Annotated in this window: 19 protein-coding genes; 9 read left to right on the top strand and 10 right to left on the bottom strand. The window is 42.7% G+C overall.

What is annotated here, in order from left to right; translation table 11 throughout:
- Window positions 1-167 precede the first annotated feature (167 nt).
- Window positions 168-1,118: a hypothetical protein gene (locus tag OCU38_RS14910; protein ID WP_261824307.1), complete on the bottom strand. Its 951-nt coding sequence runs from the start codon at window positions 1,116-1,118 to the stop codon at window positions 168-170.
- A 672-nt stretch (window positions 1,119-1,790) separates the two neighbouring features.
- Between OCU38_RS14910 and OCU38_RS14905 the strand changes: the two genes are divergently transcribed.
- Complete coding sequence (locus tag OCU38_RS14905; RefSeq protein WP_023403039.1) at window positions 1,791-2,090, top strand: hypothetical protein; 300 nt, start codon at window positions 1,791-1,793, stop codon at window positions 2,088-2,090.
- Here the strand turns inward: OCU38_RS14905 and OCU38_RS14900 are convergent.
- Window positions 2,046-2,765 (bottom strand): tetratricopeptide repeat protein, encoded by a 720-nt coding sequence (locus OCU38_RS14900; RefSeq protein WP_261824306.1) that lies wholly within the window; start codon window positions 2,763-2,765, stop codon window positions 2,046-2,048. The two genes, OCU38_RS14905 and OCU38_RS14900, sit on opposite strands and share 45 nt — an antisense overlap.
- A 269-nt stretch (window positions 2,766-3,034) precedes the next feature.
- Between OCU38_RS14900 and OCU38_RS14895 the strand changes: the two genes are divergently transcribed.
- Complete coding sequence (locus OCU38_RS14895; protein ID WP_023403039.1) at window positions 3,035-3,334, top strand: hypothetical protein; 300 nt, start codon at window positions 3,035-3,037, stop codon at window positions 3,332-3,334.
- On the opposite strand, the gene OCU38_RS14890 is transcribed toward OCU38_RS14895, so the two are convergent.
- Together OCU38_RS14890 and OCU38_RS14885 are read right to left on the bottom strand one after the other, a co-directional pair.
- Window positions 3,290-4,336: a tetratricopeptide repeat protein gene (locus OCU38_RS14890; RefSeq protein WP_261824305.1), complete on the bottom strand. Its 1,047-nt coding sequence runs from the start codon at window positions 4,334-4,336 to the stop codon at window positions 3,290-3,292. The two genes, OCU38_RS14895 and OCU38_RS14890, sit on opposite strands and share 45 nt — an antisense overlap.
- Window positions 4,336-5,694: an anaerobic sulfatase maturase gene (locus OCU38_RS14885; protein WP_261824304.1), complete on the bottom strand. Its 1,359-nt coding sequence runs from the start codon at window positions 5,692-5,694 to the stop codon at window positions 4,336-4,338. Before OCU38_RS14885 ends, OCU38_RS14890 begins: the two co-directional genes overlap by 1 nt.
- Before the next feature lie 138 nt (window positions 5,695-5,832).
- Here OCU38_RS14885 and OCU38_RS14880 point away from each other — a divergent pair, with 138 nt between their 5' ends.
- The 7 genes from OCU38_RS14880 (at window position 5,833) to OCU38_RS14850 (ending at window position 15,072) form a co-directional block, all read left to right on the top strand.
- A complete protein-coding gene (locus OCU38_RS14880) occupies window positions 5,833-6,618 on the top strand; it encodes a formylglycine-generating enzyme family protein (protein ID WP_261824303.1) in 786 nt (261 codons plus the stop codon).
- Window positions 6,619-6,656: 38 nt separating this feature from the next.
- Complete coding sequence (locus tag OCU38_RS14875; RefSeq protein ID WP_390625262.1) at window positions 6,657-8,366, top strand: alkaline phosphatase family protein; 1,710 nt, start codon at window positions 6,657-6,659, stop codon at window positions 8,364-8,366.
- Between the two features lie 227 nt (window positions 8,367-8,593).
- The gene (locus OCU38_RS14870; RefSeq protein ID WP_261824302.1) at window positions 8,594-11,854 is read left to right on the top strand and encodes a S41 family peptidase; all 3,261 of its coding nucleotides are present in this window, start codon (window positions 8,594-8,596) and stop codon (window positions 11,852-11,854) included.
- Between the two features lie 189 nt (window positions 11,855-12,043).
- Window positions 12,044-12,280, top strand: coding sequence for a hypothetical protein (locus OCU38_RS14865; RefSeq protein ID WP_261824301.1), 237 nt, complete (start codon window positions 12,044-12,046; stop codon window positions 12,278-12,280).
- A gap of 192 nt (window positions 12,281-12,472) precedes the next feature.
- Window positions 12,473-13,195 (top strand): SDR family NAD(P)-dependent oxidoreductase, encoded by a 723-nt coding sequence (locus tag OCU38_RS14860; RefSeq protein WP_261824300.1) that lies wholly within the window; start codon window positions 12,473-12,475, stop codon window positions 13,193-13,195.
- Window positions 13,196-13,441: 246 nt separating this feature from the next.
- Entirely contained in the window at window positions 13,442-14,506 is a 1,065-nt protein-coding gene (locus tag OCU38_RS14855; protein ID WP_261824299.1) for a J domain-containing protein, read from the top strand.
- A gap of 236 nt (window positions 14,507-14,742) precedes the next feature.
- Window positions 14,743-15,072, top strand: coding sequence for a hypothetical protein (locus tag OCU38_RS14850; RefSeq protein ID WP_261824298.1), 330 nt, complete (start codon window positions 14,743-14,745; stop codon window positions 15,070-15,072).
- Window positions 15,073-15,142: 70 nt separating this feature from the next.
- On the opposite strand, the gene OCU38_RS14845 is transcribed toward OCU38_RS14850, so the two are convergent.
- Genes OCU38_RS14845 through OCU38_RS14820 form a run of 6 tightly spaced genes read right to left on the bottom strand, consistent with a single transcriptional unit; the run spans window position 15,143 to window position 21,651 of the window.
- Window positions 15,143-16,051: a LysR family transcriptional regulator gene (locus OCU38_RS14845; protein WP_261824297.1), complete on the bottom strand. Its 909-nt coding sequence runs from the start codon at window positions 16,049-16,051 to the stop codon at window positions 15,143-15,145.
- A gap of 60 nt (window positions 16,052-16,111) precedes the next feature.
- On the bottom strand, window positions 16,112-17,425 hold the full coding sequence (locus OCU38_RS14840) for a hypothetical protein (RefSeq protein WP_261824296.1): 1,314 nt from the start codon (window positions 17,423-17,425) through the stop codon (window positions 16,112-16,114).
- On the bottom strand, window positions 17,412-19,130 hold the full coding sequence (locus tag OCU38_RS14835) for a vWA domain-containing protein (protein WP_261824295.1): 1,719 nt from the start codon (window positions 19,128-19,130) through the stop codon (window positions 17,412-17,414). Before OCU38_RS14835 ends, OCU38_RS14840 begins: the two co-directional genes overlap by 14 nt.
- Window positions 19,123-20,163 (bottom strand): vWA domain-containing protein, encoded by a 1,041-nt coding sequence (locus tag OCU38_RS14830; protein WP_261824294.1) that lies wholly within the window; start codon window positions 20,161-20,163, stop codon window positions 19,123-19,125. Before OCU38_RS14830 ends, OCU38_RS14835 begins: the two co-directional genes overlap by 8 nt.
- Complete coding sequence (locus OCU38_RS14825; RefSeq protein WP_261824293.1) at window positions 20,156-20,716, bottom strand: DUF4381 domain-containing protein; 561 nt, start codon at window positions 20,714-20,716, stop codon at window positions 20,156-20,158. The genes OCU38_RS14830 and OCU38_RS14825 overlap by 8 nt, the downstream gene beginning before the upstream one ends.
- Window positions 20,713-21,651: a DUF58 domain-containing protein gene (locus tag OCU38_RS14820; RefSeq protein ID WP_261824292.1), complete on the bottom strand. Its 939-nt coding sequence runs from the start codon at window positions 21,649-21,651 to the stop codon at window positions 20,713-20,715. Before OCU38_RS14820 ends, OCU38_RS14825 begins: the two co-directional genes overlap by 4 nt.
- Between the last annotated feature and the right edge of the window lie 11 nt (window positions 21,652-21,662).

Genomic DNA, 21,662 nt, shown 5'->3' with positions numbered 1-21,662 from the left:
TGCAAAGAGAAAATACTTCCTGCATTCCTATCATTACAAATGACAATTCATCCATGATCTTGTGATAGCAAGCTTTGTAGCAACAGTTTTGCATAAGTAATGCACATAATAAGTAGATTAGATTTTGACTACTTAGTAAGTCTAATGCTTTTTCAACCTGCATAACATTACCTCTCAACTGTATCCTGTTCTTCAGGTTTAATAAAATCGTATCGCGTTCCTTTAAAATATACAGATGGTACTATATGTGAATATAAGCTATATATTGATTTATCGAAACAATTACAATTCCATGCTGAATTATCAGTATTTTCCATAAACTGAGTTCTTGGAAAAGTAGATGAATAGTATTTGTAATTTTCTGGAAGTGATGCAGTAAGATCTTTTAAAAATTGCTCGTATCCATCAAGTCCTTTATAACCTTTAACATAGTTTTTATCGAACACCATAAAATTAGCAATCTGTACTCCCCACCAGTTTGTATCACCAGTTATCACATACTGTGTTTTGTCACTATTTAATTCAAAGCCGTTTTTATTATCATAATAATGGTCAATAACCATGCCAAAAATAGCTTTATCGTTTATTTGATACGCTGTTGTTTCTGATACTTTTTTCGTTTTATCTTTTAAGGTTACTTTTTCTATTTTATTACCTTTGCTTTCAAGTAATTCAATAGTTTTAGTTTGAATTATTCTGGTTGCTACCTCTTTTGCTTGTACGCCATCACTTGCTTGTGTTGCATCAACACTGACAATCCAACCAGAGCTCGAGCTTGGATGTTTAGATGATGCTATGTTAGCGGCTGTACCACCTACAACATCGATCACACCCGTAAAGTTGCCTGTTAAGATGGAAACTGCACCAAAAAATACAGATGCGTTTCCGCCATTTGGCTTGTTAAATTCTTTCTCAATAGTTTCGACTTCATCTTGAGAGAAGTCTTTAAGTGGGCTTTGATAAGTCCTTCCACCGAAGCGATACGGTTGCGTCAAGTACGTTCCATATGCCATATTATAAGCATCACTTGCTTGAGTGAGATCTACGGGTTCAGGCTTACTCGAACATCCAGTAACAATTAAACCTAATGAAAAACTAATGATAATATTTTTAATCATATTTTAATTCCCTTAATGATTATCTATTAATATAAGATTAGCATACCTTGTTATATTCCAAACTGTTCATCAATAATTTGTGATGCGTTCCACGCATCTTCATACTCATCACGCCTTATTTGGTCTGCATCTATATTACTTGCTCTTTCTAAGTTGTGTTCAATAACATTTTGACGAATTAAATTTTTTATAATTCAAATTAGAACCACTACACTTAGCGAAATATCACTTGTTCAAAGTAAAAACCACACTATTGAAACTTTTCTAATTACAATGGAGCAACTACAAAGACACTCTGCTAACAGGGTTTCAAATACTAGTAGTAAATGGGGTCAGGTCTTGAATTTTGCAAATAAATGGGGTCAGGTCTTGAATTTTGCAAAGAAAAAATGCGTCCTGTGTTCCTTTTGCTACAAGAGATAAATCATCCATGATCTTGTGATAGCAAGCTTTGAAACAAAAGTCCGCTAAACCAAAAAACGGACTATGAAAAACCCCAAAAAGTTATCAACTTCATCATCACAATTTCCTTTAAACAAGCAGACACTCCCCCTAAGCATCTACCTAGTAGGTTTGCTTTCAATCTGGGCATTTCTTAATAATGAAACGATCTATATACATTGAATCTATTTGTATTATTATATCCGCGACTAAAATTCAAGGCTCAGCGAAATGACCGAACGTAAACCCGATAGACTCACTGCAATGCATAACCTTATAGAGCAAGCCAAAATCGAATTGCCTCTTTATGAAGATGAGACTTTTGTCTGCGGTACGGGAACCAACTGCGTCGGTTGTCCAAAGAAATTAATGGAGCTAGTGGATACTGAGCTTTCGTATTGGGAGCACTACATCTCAGATGGTACACCACCAAACTTTGATGATATTCGACGCTTTGGCAAGCTGTGTAAAAACGTAAAACGTGCCTTAGTGCGTAATAACGTCATCCCCGTGGTCAATACGACGCATTAATCCATTAATCACTTCATCAGGCGCTAGGCTTTTTAGCTCTAGCACACACTGTTTTGCACCCACATCAGCATGTCTAATTTTTAAATCGCACACCGCATACAAATGTTGTGGGTTACGCGAAATGTTGTACGCTTTTTGCAGTGACTGTTGCGCTGCCATAGGGTTAAACACTTCATGCAAAATACCGTTTACATACCAGTAATGCGCATTGGTTTTCGCCAGTGTTGCCGCCTTTTCCATTGCCTGCGCCGCTTGGGGCTTTCTGTCTAAACGCACTAAAGTCAATGCTTTAGAGTAATACAACTGTGGCTGTTGCGGATTGGCTTGCAGGGCATCTTGCAACACATTTAATGCCTGAAAATCATTGTGCTCCAAACGATAAGTTTCTGCGATGCCAATCCAAGCTTCAACGTTGTGCTGTGATTGATCTGTTAATTGAAAATAAACCTGCCTCGCCTGTGAATAGCGCTCAACATGCACATACGCTAGCGCCATGCTAATTAACGACTCTTCACCAGAGGTTTGCTCAAGCCTTGCTATCCATTCGTCAAATACGCTTTCAAACTGCTGTTTTTGTAGTGCATTCATTTCGCTATATTCAACCACTAAATTGTGCGCCACTGAATAAATGGGGTCAGGTCTTGAATTTTGCAAAGAGAAAAATGCTGCATGCATTCCTATCATTACAAATGACGATTCATCCATGATCTTGTGATAGCACGCTTTGTAGCAACAATTTGCTAAACCAAAAAACAAACTACGAAAAAACCCAAAACATTATCAACTTCATCATCACAATTTCCTTTAAACAAGCAGATACTCCCCTAAGTATCTACCTAGTAGGTTTGCTTTTAATCTGGGCGTTTCTTAATAATGAAACGATCTATATACATTGGATCTATTTGTATTATTATATCCCCAACTAGAATTCAAGGCTCAGCGAAATGACCGAACGCAAACCCGATAGACTCACCGCAATGCATAATCTGATAGAGCAAGCCAAAATCGAATTGCCTCTTTATGAAGACGAGACTTTTGTCTGCGGTACGGGAACCAACTGCGTCGGTTGTCCAAAGAAATTAATGGAGCTAGTGGATACTGAGCTTTCGTATTGGGAGCACTACATCTCAGATGGTACGCCGCCAAACTTTGATGATATTCGACGCTTTGGCAAGCTGTGTAAAAACGTAAAACGTGCCTTAGTGCGTAATAATGTCATCCCCGTGGTCAATACGACGCATTAATGCGTTGGTCACTTCATCGGGTGCTAGGCTTTTTAGCTCTAGCACACACTGTTTTGCACCCACATCAGCATGTCTAATTTTTAAATCGCACACCGCATACAAATGTTGTGGATTACGCGAAATGTTGTACGCCTTTTGCAGTGAATGTTGCGCTGCCATAGGGTTAAACACTTCATGCAAAATACCGTTTACATACCAGTAATGCGCATTGGTTTTTGCCAGTGTTGCGGCCTTTTCCATTGCCTTCGCCGCTTGTGGCTTTCTGTCTAAACGCACTAAAGTCAATGCTTTAGAGTAATACAGTTTTGGCTGTTGCGGATTGGCATTCAAGGCATCTTGCAATACATTTAACGCCTGAAAATCATTGTGCTCCAAACGGTAAGTTTCGGCGATGCCAATCCAAGCTTCAACGTTGTGCTGTGATTGATCTGTTAATTGAAAATAAACCTGCCTCGCCTGTGAATAGCGCTCAACATGCACATACGCTAGTGCCATGCTAATTAACGACTCTTCATCAGAGGCGTGCTCAAGCCTTGCTATCCATTCGTCAAATACGCTCGCAAACTGCTGTTTTTGTAGCGCATTCATTTCGCTATATTCAACCACTAAATTGTGCGCAACGGCCATTCGCACATCCACTACCAAATCGTTCATCAGTGGCGCTAATAATCGCCAGCGATGCGCAAACTGATAAGGCTCTGTTGCGCTCACCGATGCCGCTCTTATTTCATAAGAGAGATCTTTTAGCCCTCTTGCCACGGCAATAAGCGCACTTTGGCTTGGGTGCTGCGCCAATTGATGTAGCGCATCAATGCGTGTTGCAATTGAGTTATTTCTGTCTTGCGCAATATACGAAAGCTGCTCAGCTGACGAATGGCTATTCTGGTTATGGCTTGTAACCGCTGTTTCTCCACCAGCACTTAAACGGGCATTGACTGAGAAACTCAGCGCCAGAGTCAGGAACAAAACAATTCGACTCATATTGAGATAGTTACGATTCATCAAAACTTAGCCCCGAATACGTTTTTATTGAACATGTTGTTCTTTATCGGCTTTGGCTGTTGCAGTGCCATAGCCTGACGCATTACCGAATCACTGTATTTACCATGCGCGACTGGGTAACCCATCACGCGCAATATATGTGCTAAAGAGCGATCTGCATGCTTATAAAACTTATGCCAGCCCGCGCACAAATAGTTAAGGCCAGGCTCACCTTGACGAGTGCGAATAAAGCGTTTTTTAGGACACTCACCAAAGCAAGCAAACTGGTAATCGCATTGCTTACACTGCTCGGTTAAATTGCGAGTTTTAGAAAAGCCAAAACGTTGTTGCTGACTCGAAAATGCCATTTCATCTAATTTATCCGTATGCAAGTTACCGATTTTGTATTCAGGGTACACATAGTGATCGCAAGCAAATACGTCGCCATTTGGCTCCATCGCTAAGCCCTTTCCACAAAATTCACTCAAGGTACAAAGCGGGTTCTTGCGCCCCATCCAAGTTTCAATAAAGGCTTCAAAATATTGCACAAACACTGTGCCGATATCGTGAGTGGCCCATTCATCAAATACGGCGATCAAAAAATTGCCCCACGCTTCATCTGATACGCACCATGATTCCATCACCGAGTTTTTTGCACCTGGAATCAAGCGTTTATCACCTTGACGAGGTTGATCATTTGCCGCCCAAGTTTGCGGCGCCGTATCACGAAACGTCTTTTGTTCCACAATCGGAATAAACTGCATTTGCGGCGATTTCACTTCGTCGCGCAAAAAACGGTACACCTCTAACGGATTACGACTGGTTAGGTTGTTGATGCAAGTGAGTGTGGCAAAACGTACTTCATACTCATGCAGCAGTTTTACCGCTTCCATCACTTGTTTATGAGTGCCGCGCCCTGCTCTATTGGTGCGGTAAGCATCGTGGTACATCGCAGGGCCATCGATACTTAGCCCCACTAAAAAGTTGTTCTCTTTTAAAAACTGACACCACTTAGCGTTTAACAAGGTGCCGTTGGTTTGCAGATCGTTGGCAATACTCACGCCTTGTGGCTGATACTTTTTCTGCAACTCAACAATCTTTTCAAAATAGGCTAACCCCAATAACGTTGGCTCGCCCCCTTGCCAAGAGAAAATGATCTCTGGGGTATTTTGCGCCTCAATATAGTGTTTGATATACAACTCAAGATCGTCATCACTCATCTGTGGTGAACAACCTTTTTTGTACTGTAAAAGGTCTTGCTTACTTAGGTAGTAGCAATAATTACAATCAATATTACACGCCGCGCCAATTGGCTTTGCCATGACGTGCATTCTTTTAGAAGGGTGACCATTAAACTGTGGGCCTTGAGTCAACAACATATCGATACCGTTATTTTGGTTGCCAAAAACAGCCTAATTTTAACTTTTGGTTATACAAAAGGCTTGTTATTGCGCTTATAACCATTTGGAAAGTCGCTCCTTGATAAGCTTATGTTTTTATTTCTAAAGAGACTAAGCATGAACCTGCCTTTGAAAAACTCTTACTCCCTCTTAGCATGGACGCTAGTGTTAACAACGACAGGATGTTCTCTTGTAGAACCTCACCCTCTTACCACGAAAATAGAAGCGGATATGGTGCTTGTAGAAGGTGGCACATTTGTCATGGGCTCAGACTCGCCTTCCGCACACGCAGCAGAAAAGCCGGCGCATACCGTGCGAGTGAATAGCTTTTATATCGCCAAATATGAAGTGACTCAGGCTTTGTTTGAAGAAGTGATGGGACACTCTCGAAGCTTTTTCCAAGACCCGCAAGTGCCAGTAAATAACTTGAGTTGGCAACAAGCGTACTTTTTTGTGCAGCGCTTAAACGAAGTCACTGGGCAAAACTATCGCTTGCCTACCGAAGCGGAATGGGAATTTGCCGCCAAGGGAGGTAATTATTCTCAAGGTTACACTTACAGCGGTTCCAACAATATTGATGAGGTAGCGTGGCATGCAGGCAATGCCAACAATCAAGCGCACCGCGTTGGTCAGAAAAAGCCCAACGAGCTCGGACTGTATGATATGACGGGCAATGTTGGCGAATTTACCATCGATGCTTTTGAAGAAACCTATTACCGCAACTCACCACAAGATAACCCAAATAACGCCCAACACACTGACATCAAACTTGCCCATAAATCCGTGCGCGGTGGCAGTTTTGCTTATAGTGCTGAGCAATCGGAGAACTTTCGACGCGACTTCGCCAGTCAGTCCATCACCATGTCGGATATGGGATTACGGTTAGTGCGCAGTGCACATTAGTGTGCGTTTTAAAAATCAGGTCTAAATAGGTCATTTCTATGAAAAAACAATTAATTGCACTGGGCTTAGGCTTTGCCAGTATGGGGCTGTTTAATGCTTTTGCTTTCGCGCAAGACACCCAACCTAAGTTGGTATTGCAAATCACAGTCGATGGACTGCGCGGAGATCTTCTAGAGCGTTATAAGCACAATTTCACCGATGGCGGTTTTCGTTACCTGATGGATAACGGCATCTATTACCGCAATGCTCATTATCAACACGCCAACACCGAAACCATTGTCGGTCACGCCTCACTTGCCACCGGTGCGCCTCCTTCGGTGCACGGCATGGTCGGCAATGTTTGGTATGACCGCGCTCAGCAACGCTTGGTGTATAACGTTGAAGATGGCGACTACCAAATGCTCACTCAACAAGCAGGGGTTGATCAATCTACAGAAATTGATCCGACCCAACGCACCGCCAAGCAAGATGGCCGCTCGCCTGCGCCAATGCTAGTCTCCACTTTTGGTGATGAGCTAACGATTTCAAACAATGGTCGCTCAAAAGTATTTGCCGTATCCACTAAAGATCGCGGCGCCATTGCGCTAGCCGGCCACACAGGCAAAGCTTTTTGGTTTTCCAAAGCCACTGCTGAGTTTGTCACCAGTGATTATTACTACACCCGCTATCCGAACTGGGTCGAGGCGTGGAATAAAAAGAACGTACCCTCACAATATTCAGGTAAGCGTTGGGAGCTTGCTCTGGCAAGGGACAAATACACACTTGAAGAAGTCTCACAGCAGCACAAATTCGATCTAGCCGGCTTTCAAAGAACCTTTCCCCACCCTTATGGGCCAGAAAGTTTCCCGTATTATTCGACCATGCTCACCATCAGCCCAGCAGGCGATGAAATCACCGCAGATTTTGCCAAAACCTTACTCGAAGAAGAGCAACTTGGGCGTCGCAGTGTCACCGATTTTCTAGCGATCAGCTTTTCATCCAATGACTATGTGCTGCATCTTTATGGGCCATCAAGCCTTGAAGCTGAGGATAACTTGATTCGTTTAGATAGAACCTTGCAAGGATTGTTTGCTGAGATAAATAAGCGCATTGGTTTAGACAATACCGTGATGGTATTGTCCGCCGATCATGGCGCGCCTGAGGCCTCCCCTGTGGCCGCTTCACTTGGGTTAAAACAAGCCCAGTATTTTGATAAATCTAATTTACTCACCGACAACCTCAAACAACGACTTGCCACAGAGTTTGCGGTTAATGAAGAGATCATAAGGCTATATGCTCAGCCTTATGTCTATTTGAATCACGAGTTAATCAAACAAAAATCCATCAACCTTGCGCAATTACAAGCGGTTATTGCCGAGGAAGCGATGAAAATAAAAGGCGTTGCGAATGCAGTCACCAGTGACGATATCGCAACAGGGCGATTAGCCGATAGTTATCTCAATACCATGATCAGCAACAATTATCATGCAAACCGCTCCGGTGATGTCTATTTGGTATTCAAGCCAAGAACCTATATTAATGATATGGATGGCCTAACCGTAGCTTCCACTCATGGCTCGCCATGGCGTTATGATACGCATGTGCCTGTCATTTTTGCTGGGCATAACATCAGCGCGCAAAAAGTCACCACTGCAATCACCCCTTATGATATTGCGCCCACTTTATCTAACTTATTAGGCATTACCCTACCCAGCGGCGCGACCGGTAATGTACTCAATGAAGTCACCAATACCGTAAGCAAAAAATAACGCTTTATTCATTTCACGCTGACTGTTTTATCGGGCTAAATCACATCAAACATAGCTTTGATGAGGTTTAGCCCTATTTATTTTAAAATCACCACGCTCTCAACTATCCTTATTCTTTGCTTAGCAAAGACTTAGCACGGTTATTGAAAGCTAATTTACCGATAATATAACCCAAAGCTAAGGCGCAATTTGCTACCGTTTATCTTTTGTCTAGATGGGAATATTTCGTGTTTAAACGCCTGACTCAAACACTTGGCCTGTTAGCGGTTTCTACTTCGGTGGTTATTGCCGCCCCAGTACAGCAAACTGACACTGCCAATTCTGCAAACTGGTATCGCGATGCCGCAGTATCACCCGATGGTTCACAAATTGTCTTTCGCTATGCAGGGCAACTTTGGCTTGTACCAAGCACTGGAGGAGACGCACTTCCACTAACCAGTGAGTCAGTATTTAGCAGTCATCCGGTATGGTCTCCTAATGGCAAATCTATTGCCTTTAGCTCGAACCGTTTCGGCACTGGTGATGTCTTTACCATGGATGTAAATAGCGGACAATCGCAGCGTTTAACTTATCATCCAAGCAAAGACGTTCCTTACTCTTACAGCTCTGATGGCAGCACAGTTTATTTTGCAAGTCGCCGCATTGGTAACGACAAAGCGAACATGGGCAATGGCCTATTTGGCGCTGGCTTCTACTTATATTCTGTCAATGCCAATGGCGGACGAGAACACTTAGAGCTAGGCAATGCGGTCAGCAGTTTTGATAGCGCACACACCGCGCAAGGTTTTTTATACACAGATAAGCCTTCCATCGAGCAAGAATGGCGTAAACATCATACCTCAGCATCGGCGCGTGATATCTGGCTGTACAAAGGTGGCAAACACCTACAGCTAACCTACTTCAAAGGCGAAGACAGGGACGCGCATTGGTCAGCCGATGACAACGCTATGTACTATTTATCTGAACGTTCAGGCTCATTTAACGTATGGCGTAAAGATATTAACGACCCTTCTGCTAAACCAGAACAACAAACGTTTTTTGATACATTCCCACTGCGTTCATTGTCAGTGAGTAATCAAAACGATCTCGTGTTTAGCTATGATGGCGATATCTGGATCAAACCAAACCAAGACGCGAAAAGTCATAAAGTGGCGATTCATATCCGCAAGCAAGATCTGCAAGCGAGTGAGCGTAACGTTAACCTGAAATATCAAGCCACTGAATTTGCCGTGTCTCCATCGGGTAAAGAAGCTGCGATTGTGGCTCGTGGTGATATTTTTGTCGTCTCTATGAGCAGTGGCAGCGTAGTTCGCGTTACGCACACCGGACAACAAGAAAAAGACGTGTCTTTCTCTAATGATGGCAAGTCTCTGTACTACAGTTCTGAGCGCAACGGCAATTGGGATATCTACCGCAGTCAAGTGAATGCGACCGACCAAGGCTTTATTGGTTCAACATCTATCACCGAGACAGCGGTCACGCAAACTCCGCAAGATGAATACCAACCTGTTCTATCACCTGACAACAAAAAAATCGCCTACCGCGTTGATATTAATAACTTAGTTGTTGAAAACCTTGCCGATAAATCGATTATGCCACTGGTTAAATCCACTGAGCTTTATTCGTATGCGAGAGGCGACTGGAGCTACAGTTGGTCACCAGACAGTCAGTATGTGCTATCTCGCACTGGCAGTTTGTTTGGCGCAAACAAAATTTTGATGTTTGATACCACCAAGCAAGATAAACGCATTGTGTTAAGCCAAGGTGGTTTTAGTAAATTATCACCTGTGTTCTCAAACGATGGTCAAGTGGCGTATTGGCTGACAACTAAAGATGGCGTGACTAAGCTAGATGGTTCTCCAACACAGCTTGATGTTTATGGTGTTTCTTTGAATAAATTCACAGAATATAACTGGTTTAAACATCAAGATGCCGTGCCACTCACAGCGGCAAGTGATGAAGACAATTCTAAAGATAAAGATGACAGCAAGGCGAAAAAACAAGCTGAACAACAAGCCTTGGCACCTAAAACAAAAGTCGATGAAAAAGGGCTTGCTCAGCGCATACATCGCTTAACGCCACTGTCACTTAATTTACAGTTTGCGGCGCTATCGCCAGACAACAAAGATGTACTGGTCGCTTACAATCAAAAAGAGAACCTTGTATTTGCTACTTTCTCAGTCGCAACCCAAGAGTTCACACCGTTATTTACGCGCCCAGCGGCAGCGGTATCACAAATTCAGTTAAGTAATGATGGCAGCACTGTGATTATGCTAGGCAATGGCACTATCGAAAATTACAGTCTTGCGACTCATCAATCCAAAACTCAAGCATTTGATCTGCAAGCTGAATTTGATTTCGCACAAGAAAGAGATTACATCTTCAATCACGTATGGCGCTTATCAGAGCAACGTTTTTACAACGCCGAGTTACACAATGTTGATTGGGCTGGACTAAAAGCCAGCTATGCCCGTCATTTACCAGCCATTCACACCTATCAAGACTTTGCGATTCTGCTAAGTGAGATGGTCGGCGAATTAAACGCTTCACATACTGGTGCATCTTATGAAGGGCAAGGCCAAGATTGGGAAAAAGTCGGTGCGTTAGGCGTATTTTATGACGACAGCTATCAAGGCGAAGGGGTACGCGTTGCAACAGTGTTAGACAACGGCCCGTCCGACCTGCCTAACTCTGCCATTGTGGCAGGTAGCATCATCAAAACCGTTAACGGTACTGCTATCCAAAAATCGGATGATATTTACCCGTACTTGCGCAACCTTATCGGCAAACCAACCACCCTTGGTGTTGTTAAGCCCGATTCAGATAAAGTGCAAAATGTGCAGGTGTTCCCTATTGATAACAAACAAGAATTTGAACTCTCTTATCAATATTGGGTCGCTAAAAACGAAAAACTGGCTGACACCCTATCAAAAGGCAAAATTGGTTATGTGCACGTGCCACAAATGGACTCAGACAATTATAAAGAGTTAGTCGACAAACTGTTTGGTGAAAACCGAGATAAAGACGCAGTAGTGATTGATATTCGCTTTAACACCGGCGGTAATCTGCATGACCAAATTATAGACTTACTATCTGCCGTTCAATACGGCACCGCTGTGAGTCGTGACGGTTTCCAAGTAACGAAATTCCCAATCCGACGCTGGACTAAACCTACAGTACTGCTGGTCAACTCTTATTGTTATTCAGATGCTTCAGTGATGGCGCAGCTATATCAAGACAACAAATTAGGTAAAGTTGTCGGGGATACCGTTCCAGGCACAGGGACTTTTGTAAACTGGCAACAACAGCAAAACCCAATGCTAGTCTACGGCGTGCCGCAACTTGGCGTGAAGGATAAACACGGTGACTGGTTGGAAAACCAAGAAATAGTGCCAGATGTGATAGTTCATAACTATCCTGACAGCATTGCTAACCAGCGTGATGTTCAGCTAGAGACCGCCGTCAAACAGCTGCTTTCCAAAAAATAAGCGCTGAATCAACAATTAAATAATCTGCCGCATTGCTTGTACGCTTTGCGGCATTTTTTTATCACTCCAAAAACTCACGCTACAACGAATTCACTTACAACTTGAGACACTAACCTGCATACTGTGGCGCTTGGAGCAAGACTCTTGCCATTTAGGCAATATCGATCAGGAAATATAGACAGGTAAAATATGCACTACATGAACTTACAACTGGACGACAAAGCACAAGCCATTGCCGCAGATCTACTCTCTGGCCTAGAAAATAAAAATGGCTTATTCAAAATGACCGCCCGCTTTGCCGCTCTTATCGATAGCCGACTAAATGAAAATGATTATGTGGGCACAGTAACTTGGTTTAGCGAAGATGATTATATTGAACATGATATAGAATACCCAGCGAGTTCATCTTCTGCGCCATCAGCCTAAATTTGACGCTCGAACACGCCAGATCCACTCTGTTATTTATAATCCCTATGTGGCTGTTACCCTTGAAAAATACAAAGTAAGTAACACCTTGTCTTTTCTATTGCAGATCAGCATATACTGTTATAAGACTCATAAAATTAGGTTGTGACAGGCAAGCCTAAAGTATCAAAAAATTAAGAGGATATTGACGATATGGATCTGAATTTCAAAGGCAAAAACATTGTAATTACCGGTGGCAGCACTGGCATTGGCGCGACTATGGTAAAAACCTTTCTAGAAGAAGGTGCCAACGTGTACTTTTGTGGTCGCAGCCAAGAAAAACTGGACCTAGCCCTAGAAAATCTAAAAGATTTCAGCAATGTTTTCACTAAACAATTAGACGTCACTAAAGAAGCTGATTTTAAAGCATGGATTGCAGAAATTGGTGCTGTTGACGTATTTGTTCCTAACGTCAGCGCATTAAGCGGCAGCTGGGAAGATTCAATCGAAGTTGATCTGCTTGCCACTGTGAAAAATATTGAAGCAGTTATTCCAGCAATGACCAACCCTAATCCAGCCGTTACTTTCATTGGTTCAATTAGCGCCACTATCACAGATTGCACCAGCGCTTACGCGTCAATTAAAGCCGCTCTTACCCAGTATGTTTACTCACTATCAAAAGAGCACGCAGGAAAAATCCGCTTTAATACTATCGCACCCGGTTCAACCCTCTTCCCTGGCGGCGGTTGGGATGGCTACAGAATCTCAGCACCAACAGAATTTAAAGCCAAAGAAGACGCACACCCAATGGGTCGCCTAGCAAGCCCACAAGAAGTAGCGAACGCCGTGGTCTTTATCTCTTCTACAAGAGCCAGCTACATCTCTGGCGAAGTGCTACACATCGACGGTGGCGAAATGGCAACGGCTCGTTTGTAAGCTTTTTGATAGAAATTGCGGTCATGATTGAAAATAAATTTTGGACCGCAATTTCAACCTGCATTATATCAATAAAATATATTCAACTAAGATATGAGATGAAATTCACATACCGTACATCTATTAACATATAAATCATCCTTCAAAATTAAATATTAACTCTATTTCATATAAAGTAATACACATAGATTTCTTTATTTAGGTGGTGCTATAATCACGAAATGACCATTGTTTATTGCTACTATCATGAATATTTTAAATTTGAATGTTTTAATTGATTTCGCCTCAAACACTAAATACGACAAGCAACTTGTTGATACTGAATTGAAGCATGGATGTATAAATACAAGAGATCTAATAAATTCAAAATCTGATATTAGCTTATACAAAGAAAATAGAAACTCAGCGGTTAAATATTTAAATGAAAATGGTATACATAGGTTTTTATTTTCTTTAGACATCAAGAAAAACAATAGAAAAGAACTAATTAATAACGTTATAATAGACTGCCAAGCATTGCATGAGTATAAGCGTTTCAATGAAACTTTACCTCAATGGCTATCTGTTTTTTTAGTTAAAAGTAGTGGGTATTTTGTATATTCTGTCGCTACCATTATTATGGTACTTATGTTCAAGTATAACGATTATAGCTTGTCTTGGTACGACTTTCTTTTAATTACCATGTTTGGTTATATCTTTGTTGATGCGATGTATAAATATGCAATTAAAAAAGATGCCATTATAAATAAAAAGAAAAAACAATCAATATTGGCTATTAAAAATGTTATTGATAGACTACATTCAAAATTAAAATTTAAATTTAGCTACGAAGAATTAAAAAAATATTCAGATTGTTTATTCTCAATAGAATTTGATAAAGCGTTTGAATATATACAACTTAAAGATCTACCTTATAAAGATAATAGTTCACTTTTAGAAACTGCTAATGCTACAATTAGGAAAGCAAATATTCGAGTATCTGAATTAAAGTCAGAAATTGAAAGTCATAAAGAAACCATTAATTATTTAGCTGATAAAATAACCGAATTAGAATTAAGCTCTGTAAAAAAAGAGAAAGAAAAAGGAAAGGAAATCAACGACCTGTTAAATAAAATAACTGAATTAGAACAAGTAATTAACTCCAGCCCTAACAATTCTCCATATGAAATACTTGGATTGAAATTTGGAGAGACTAATAAAAAATTAATAAAAAGCAACTATATAAAACTTTCAAACATATACCACTTTGATAGGTCTGGAAGTAATGAGATGATGAAAAAAATAAATATAGCTTACGACAAACTAAAGTAACCCCAATACCACAAACCTCCTTCGCTGGCAATCAATTTATTCGCAATCTTACATATTCATACGATTTTTGTGGACTAGTTAACATTCTGCGTCTAGGATGCATCATCTTTTTTCGTTGTTCATTATTTAACACCTTTTTTGCATGGCTTATTTGCATAGCTTATGTGCCTAGTTTAGTGCGCGAATAATGAGACACGAATTCATCTTTTATTTTGATTCTGTGGGGGAATACAACAATGGATACTTCTAAGTTAACACTGCTAAAAACGACAATTTCTAACGATATTGCCAACGATGAACTGGGTATGGTGAACAAACATGCTTTACTTCGTGGTGAAGCAGGCATTATCGAAAGCTACTTAATACAAAAAGCGCGTAAAATCGCCAGAGCACAAGGTGCTACAGATACAAATGAAGGTATGCTCTCTACGTACAAATCATTTTTAGCTCAATTTGTATCTCAATCAGAATTACCAAAAGAGTTGTCACAAGTTCCTGCAATTTATCTTGAACAAATGTCATCACTGATCGGCTTTAAAGCAGGAAAAGCTTGGTATAGCCTATAAGCTGCCGCTTAGAAACCTTCTTGGTATTGTAAGGGAAAAACAATACCAAGACGGTTACCGTGCCTTTACTCTAATCATTAAATATCGATTTAGATACGCTCTGAATTTGAGTTCTTAGCCATTTGTGACCGGCTTCTGCGGTTCGGCTTGGATGCCACAACATACATAAATCTTCTGATATATCTAAAAACGACGTCTCCAACACTTGGATGGGATAATTGCCGCCCACTTGCTTTATCAGTGATGACGGAAATAACGAGATATAGTCGGTACTAGATACCACAGGTAACACTTCCAAAATCCCCGGCGAACGATACACAATTTTTCGCTTACTTAGCTCAGGAAAGTGATCATTCGATAAAAATGAGCTTCTGCTTTGCCAGCGCGATACCGCTATGTGCTCTTCCGCTAAAAACTGTTCAATGCTGATACTGTCACTGATCCTTGGATGCCCTTGTCTGACAATCGCCCGTACGCTTTCAGTACCTAACTTTTCTATCTTTAAGCTGGTCTTTTCGACTGGGCGCATATCTAGCACCAAGTCATAGCGTTGCAATCTTAAATCTGATTCATGGTCTTCGGTAAACAGCGGATGAACATCCAGATCTATATTGGGCGCTAAACTTTTGATTTTCAAAAGCAGCTCTGGCATCAATCGATACCCGACTAAAGGAATACAAGCGATAGAAAATATACGCTCGGATACCTTAGGATCAAAATCTCTGGTGGCAGTTAATGTAGACGTAAAGTTTTTAAACGACGCCGACAGCGCAGGGTAAATATCAGAGGCAAAGGTCGTTGGCTTAACCCCAGCAGGGCTGCGATGAAACAAAGGATCGTCGTAAATCTCACGCAGACGTTTTAAGGCTTTACTCACCGCAGGTTGGCTCACCCCTAAACGATTAGCCGCTTTGGACATACTGCTTTCTTCATACACAGCGACAAAGAAAGGAATCAAATTAAGCTCAGTGCTTTTCATAGTTTAAAGTTACTCTTGCGTCACTTGTATACCAACCGCCAAGGTTGTTATTAACCGGAGTTAATAACGGCGATTGATGCTGTCTAATTCTGGCAATGCTTTGTGCATGCCCATTTGCCCTATTGTGCGTCTGCGCATTAACGCTATTTTGCACCACACTAGCCAGCCTTGAACAAATGAAATCGGCTGAGATTGGATCTTGTTGGCGACTATCTGCCATTGGCTTGCGCTAGATAATTTGCTCATTTGTAACTCACTGGAACAGCACCTTAAATGCGCATACAAAACCGCTCTAATTTCGCCTGTGTCACCGCGATACAACACTTGTGAAAATTGCCAAAACAGAGGCAATGGTCTGGTTTTATAAAATCGTCGCATCGCTATGATTAACATAGAAAAACCAATCAAAAATAACAACAAAATAACGACGCTATTCTTATAGTAGTTCATCCACGATGTAAGTGTATGCGCAACTTTAAAAGTGCGTGCTTCCACCCGCAACTTTTCCAATTGTTGCGTGCGAGAATTCCACCACAGTATTGAATGCTCAGGTAGCGTCACCTCTCCACCATGTTGCAATACATACACTTGTTGCTCCGTTCTTTGCGCCTGAAATTGGTGGCGATGTTGCGCGTCCAATAACTTAATTGGCTGTGAATACAGTTGGTAATGATCGCTGGCTAAATCATGCTTACGATTAAATATCGGTGGCAATAGCATAGCCAGAGTATTGTCGGCGGTGACCGTCACTGTGCGAGTAATCGCATCACCAGCTTTTAATTCTGCGCTTGATTGTTGCCACTTTTGCGTAACCTCAACCTGCGGACTGTTGATCCACGCTGAGTTCTGCGTTAACAATCCCGTTGGCAGTTGCGCGTTAAATTTAAGTGGCTTAGTGTACATTTCACGTTGAACATTGCCCCTACTCTGCACCGAGACTTGCGCTTGAACACGTAAAGGCGGCACAACAAAATGCCCCTCTTGCTGCGGATATAAATGAATTTCCCAAAGCTGCACTGACCAAGTACTACCCGCTCGTTTTTCTGCGTAATTTACCGCAAGTTGAGAGGGCTGTCGCACAATGACATTGGCAATTTCCGGCAGGCTCACTTGCGTACCTGCGGTAAACCATCGCGGCGTTGATACTTCGACAAACAGCGTAATGGGCTGATTGACCTGTGCTTGAAGCTCCGTATGTAGCGCATTGGCTGTGTCGCTCTGATTTTGTAGCCAACTTTTTAGCTGAATATTGGGCAGGCTTAGCACACTATTTTCTTCATTACTTTGTGCATCGCCACTTACTGCATAAGTGCTAAACGCCAGTAAACAGACCAACACCAGCAATACGATATTTAAGCATTTATTGGGCATCATTTCGCTCCTGTGCTTGCTGTGTGCTTCGCTGTATTTGAAACTTAGCGCGCAAAAAGAGCTTGGGATCGGACTCTACCCGTCTCAGCCATTTGTCGGCCAACTCTTCACTGCCTAAAATCTCGTTGGCATTGAGTGACTCTTTTAGCATCATCTCCGCAACCGCAGTGTCTTCTGCGCCGTCACCGGTTTGTGGATTGTCTCCCAACTCAATGGAATCCTCCGCCCCATCGGTAGTGCCTGCTTGACTCGCACTCAAACGGTTTACTTCATCGACTATGCCTTGCATCACCATTAAGTTGTGCTCAATTTGCGAGCGCAATTCAGGTGTTAACAGCCAGTGTTTCTCACTTAATAAATAGGCAAACAGGTCACGCGCTTTTAGATATTCCCTTTGCCTTGCGAGCGCAATGCCTGCGTAAAAGGCGCCATTGACAGAGTCTGCATTTAAGAACGCAGAATAAGCTAACGAGTATTCTGCGGCGTAGTAATAGGCAATGCCTTTGCGCATGGGATCTTGAAAATGAGTGGCGGCTTGCAAATAGCGTTGTCGACTAAAGTGCCACTGCCCTTGCTGATCTGCAGTTAGCCAAAGGTTTATCCATGCGCTAGAGACTTTATCCAGCGTAGTCACTTCTTCAAAAGCACTTTTGCTCTCTGCTTGATGAGCGCTAACAGAATAAACCGGTGCGGCGATAACCGATGCTGAATACCAAGGCGCTATCACACAGCCAATAACAACCCATTGCACTAGCCAGCCTTTTCTAAACCACAGTAATAAAAGCAAAGCGATAGGAAACAATAAGTAATAGCCCATATCTTGCCACGGCATTGCCGACTCATTATTAAGCTGCATGTGCCTTTGTATTTTTCTATCTAGCGCCAGCACATCGGTATTATCAATACTGACCACTTCTAAACTTGCGCCACTTTGACGAGCTAAGCGTTGCAACGAGCCAAGATCCATTGGGTTGTTACTTTTTAGCTTTGGATTACCTGTCGCTAAAATCAATAATTGGTGAGGGCTTTGCGTAAAATACTCCGCCAAACGCACTAAGCTATCTGGCGTAACACCATCACTGATTAACAACACGCTAGCAGGCATTTTCTCCGATAGCTGACTATCAATTTGCTCAATAATGCTATCGGCTCTTTTGCCTTTTACAGGCATTATGTCGGGATCAATGGCCGCCAAAAATGGCGCAAATACCTGACGGTCTTTAGTCAGCGGCATCGCCAAATGTGACGTCCCCGCAAACACTACTAAGCCTGTTTGTCCTCCATCTCTTAGCTCTAGTAAGTCATGAATTTTTTGCTTTGCTCGCGTTAAGCGTGTTGGCACTAAATCTTCATTTTTCATCGAAGCACTATTGTCTAACGCAATAAGCAATGAGGCTTTGTCTTCGCCAAATGGTGATGGTGCACGTTGCCAAGTGGGGCCTGCGCAGAGCACGATTGCCAAGCCCATCACCACAGACAAAAATTTAAGAGGTAATTGCTTTCGCCACCCTTGTTGTCCAATAGATAAAGCTTGGATTAAGTGCTTAGGTAAAACCGCTTGCCCTTGGCGTTGGGTGTCTAATTTCCATCGCCAATAAATCACTGCACACAATGGCAACAACGCAAACAGCCATAACGGTCTTATAAAATGGAACTGCGGCAGTATTTGTTGCCAAAACAGTCGCTCAAAAAGGGCAAAATCAAACATACTTTTGCTCCTTCTTATTCAGCGTGCGACGCCACAAGCTAACAGCAAAGGCGCACAGATAAAGCGCAACCACCAGCATGATAGGGTACGCATGTAAGCTAGTTTTCGGTCGATAAGTAGTGCTTTGGTAAAGCTCTGGCTCTAATGCATCAATTTTTTCAGAAGCGAGTGTTAAAGAGTGCCTATCTAACGCTTGAAATGACTCGCCTCCTGACTCCAAAGCAATACGCTCAATCGTCGACATATCAAGGGCTTTTTCGCCAACCGTTGTTGGGTCGCCAATGGCAATCACATGAATTTTCACCTGTTTGGCTTTAGCCACTTTTGCCGCATCAATGGGTTCGACAAAACTTCCTGTATCGTTACCATCGGTCAATACAATGGCGACTTTCTCGCGCGCTTCATTCGCTTTTGCAGGTGTTGCAGGTGTCGCAGGCGTTTGTTCAAACACTTTTATTGCCAAGCCGATTGCGTCTCCCAGATGTGTGCTTGCCCCTGCCATTCCTACTTGAGTTTGCTCGAGTAATGCCAGCCAAACACTTTGGTCGGCGGTAAATGGGGTTTGCACAAATGCCGCATCACCAAACAAAATCAAGCCAAGGCGGTCGCCTTGTCGAGATTGCACAAAGCTATGTAATACCTCTTTTACCGCCTCTAGCCTTGATATTTTTTTGCCGTCTAATGAGGTAAAATCACGCTCCTCCATTGACTGAGATAAGTCGACTACCACCATCACATCACGCCCTAATTGCTGCTTTGTTTGTGGCGCGCCAAGTACGGTCGGTTTCGACATAGCCAAAACCACAAGTGACCAAGACAATACTAAAATACAGCGTTGCCAAGGTGATGGACGCAACTGACTGGCACCTTGTGTTGGGCTCTCACCTAGCACCTCTAGCAACAAGCCAAAAAACGGCACTTTGATGGCTGATTGTTTGGTGCGATAGGCAGGAATAAAATAGTAAACAAACAAAGGCGTAGGCAATGCCAACAGCCAAAGTGGGTGCGCCAGTTCGAGATCAAAACTAAACATTTTGTACCTCGCTGTTAGCCTCACAGTTACTCTCTGTAAGAAAAGCATGATGTTCACTGACCCATCTTTGGCAATCTTCCAACAACAGCAGTAATTCAATCTCACTCAGCACATATTGGCTGTCCATCAAACCGCGCATCCAGTGCAACCATTTAGCTTCAAACTGACGGCTATTTTCTGGCAGGTGTGCATCTAACGCCTGTAAAAACGATGCGCCGTATAAACTAGCACCCTTTGGATTTACCACGCACAGCGCCGCTTTCATCACCGTAAAGAGATCGCAACTGACCTGACGACGAAAAGCCGCCGAATCGTGAATACTTCCGTGACACGCTTTTGCAATGCGGTTCAGTGTATTCAACGCTTCTCGGCGGTAACGGTTACTGCGCCAAATTTTAAATTGCTTAACCATCCATACACAAAAAGCGCCGAGTAGCACGAATGCTAAAACCTTCCAGCCTATCGTCTGTGGAACCCAACTCACTGAGGGCGCGACCGCAACTTCTACGATGTCACGCAACATATAACTTTGTGGTGGAGTGTGTAGGCTCATCGTCCCGCCCCCATTTCCCGCTTAAATTGCGCAAGATGATCGCCTTTTGTGCCCAAGCTAATTAGAGGTAAACCTTTGTTCGTCATTAAGCGCACTAGTTGGCTTTTTTTCATGGTTTGATGCTGCGCTAGACCACGACTGGCTTTTTGAATTTGATTGGCACCGCCAAGATTGAGCTGATGTTGACCATCGCCCAATACCCACGGTGAAGTGCTAGCAGGTAAGCTCTGCTCAAACTCATCGGAAATCATCACGGTAAGCACATCATTATGAATTTGTAACTGCTTGAGCGCTTCAATATCCATTTGGCTCACGCCATGCCAGTCACTGAGTATGATAACCGTTGAGCCTTTAGTTACACTGCGACGCAAGGCTGTCATAAGATGTGAAAATGAAGCGTTTTCATCATCATGACAACGTACATTTAACGCTTGATTGGCGTCCGCCAGATACTTTAAACGATGTAAAAGATGCGCACGACTGCGCTGAGGCTTGTGCCACTGCGGCCCGCTCGGTGTAGCGATGACAAAGCCCACTCTATCGCCATCTTTTAGCACTCGCCATGCACTCAACGCCGCAATTTCCGCCGCCACTACCGATTTCATCACCTCAACAGAAGAGAAAAATAAACTCGCGCGTTGGTCAACACAGATAATCACATTGCGATCTTTTTCTTCGGTATAAGAACGCACATGGGGCTTGCCAGTGCGCAAGGTCACTTTCCAGTCCAAGTTACGAATGTCGTCGCCACGCTGATAATGACGCAACTCTTCAAAGTTAAGCCCGCGCCCACGAAACAAAGAGTGATGACGCCCAGATAACAAAGTGCCTGCGGTCAATTTTGGTAAAAACGACAATGAGCCCACCAGCCCTTGCAACTGAACTAGACGCTGATATTGGCAATGAATTCGTTCATCATGGGATAGTTGAATCATTTTTGCAGCCT

Source organism: Vibrio neonatus (assembly GCF_024346975.1).
Taxonomy (GTDB): Bacteria; Pseudomonadota; Gammaproteobacteria; order Enterobacterales; family Vibrionaceae; genus Vibrio; species Vibrio neonatus.
The sequence above is the reverse complement of the archived record's forward strand: the minus strand, read 5'-3'. Positions and strand labels throughout refer to the sequence as shown.

Bases quoted from the DNA above. Each gene is read 5' to 3' on its own strand.
- OCU38_RS14890 (WP_261824305.1), bottom strand. From the start codon at position 4,336: ATGAATCGTAACTATCTCAATATGAGTCGAATTGTTTTGTTCCTGACT.
- OCU38_RS14865 (WP_261824301.1), top strand. From the start codon at position 12,044: ATGCACTACATGAACTTACAACTGGACGACAAAGCACAAGCCATTGCC.
- OCU38_RS14840 (WP_261824296.1), bottom strand. From the start codon at position 17,425: ATGATGCCCAATAAATGCTTAAATATCGTATTGCTGGTGTTGGTCTGT.
- OCU38_RS14905 (WP_023403039.1), top strand. From the start codon at position 1,791: ATGACCGAACGTAAACCCGATAGACTCACTGCAATGCATAACCTTATA.
- OCU38_RS14855 (WP_261824299.1), top strand. From the start codon at position 13,442: ATGAATATTTTAAATTTGAATGTTTTAATTGATTTCGCCTCAAACACT.
- OCU38_RS14860 (WP_261824300.1), top strand. From the start codon at position 12,473: ATGGATCTGAATTTCAAAGGCAAAAACATTGTAATTACCGGTGGCAGC.
- OCU38_RS14900 (WP_261824306.1), bottom strand. From the start codon at position 2,765: ATGCATGCAGCATTTTTCTCTTTGCAAAATTCAAGACCTGACCCCATT.
- OCU38_RS14825 (WP_261824293.1), bottom strand. From the start codon at position 20,716: ATGAGCCTACACACTCCACCACAAAGTTATATGTTGCGTGACATCGTA.
- OCU38_RS14835 (WP_261824295.1), bottom strand. From the start codon at position 19,130: ATGTTTGATTTTGCCCTTTTTGAGCGACTGTTTTGGCAACAAATACTG.
- OCU38_RS14895 (WP_023403039.1), top strand. From the start codon at position 3,035: ATGACCGAACGCAAACCCGATAGACTCACCGCAATGCATAATCTGATA.
- OCU38_RS14880 (WP_261824303.1), top strand. From the start codon at position 5,833: ATGAACCTGCCTTTGAAAAACTCTTACTCCCTCTTAGCATGGACGCTA.
- OCU38_RS14845 (WP_261824297.1), bottom strand. From the start codon at position 16,051: ATGAAAAGCACTGAGCTTAATTTGATTCCTTTCTTTGTCGCTGTGTAT.
- OCU38_RS14875 (WP_390625262.1), top strand. From the start codon at position 6,657: ATGAAAAAACAATTAATTGCACTGGGCTTAGGCTTTGCCAGTATGGGG.
- OCU38_RS14830 (WP_261824294.1), bottom strand. From the start codon at position 20,163: ATGTTTAGTTTTGATCTCGAACTGGCGCACCCACTTTGGCTGTTGGCA.
- OCU38_RS14850 (WP_261824298.1), top strand. From the start codon at position 14,743: ATGGATACTTCTAAGTTAACACTGCTAAAAACGACAATTTCTAACGAT.
- OCU38_RS14885 (WP_261824304.1), bottom strand. From the start codon at position 5,694: ATGTTGTTGACTCAAGGCCCACAGTTTAATGGTCACCCTTCTAAAAGA.
- OCU38_RS14910 (WP_261824307.1), bottom strand. From the start codon at position 1,118: ATGATTAAAAATATTATCATTAGTTTTTCATTAGGTTTAATTGTTACT.
- OCU38_RS14820 (WP_261824292.1), bottom strand. From the start codon at position 21,651: ATGATTCAACTATCCCATGATGAACGAATTCATTGCCAATATCAGCGT.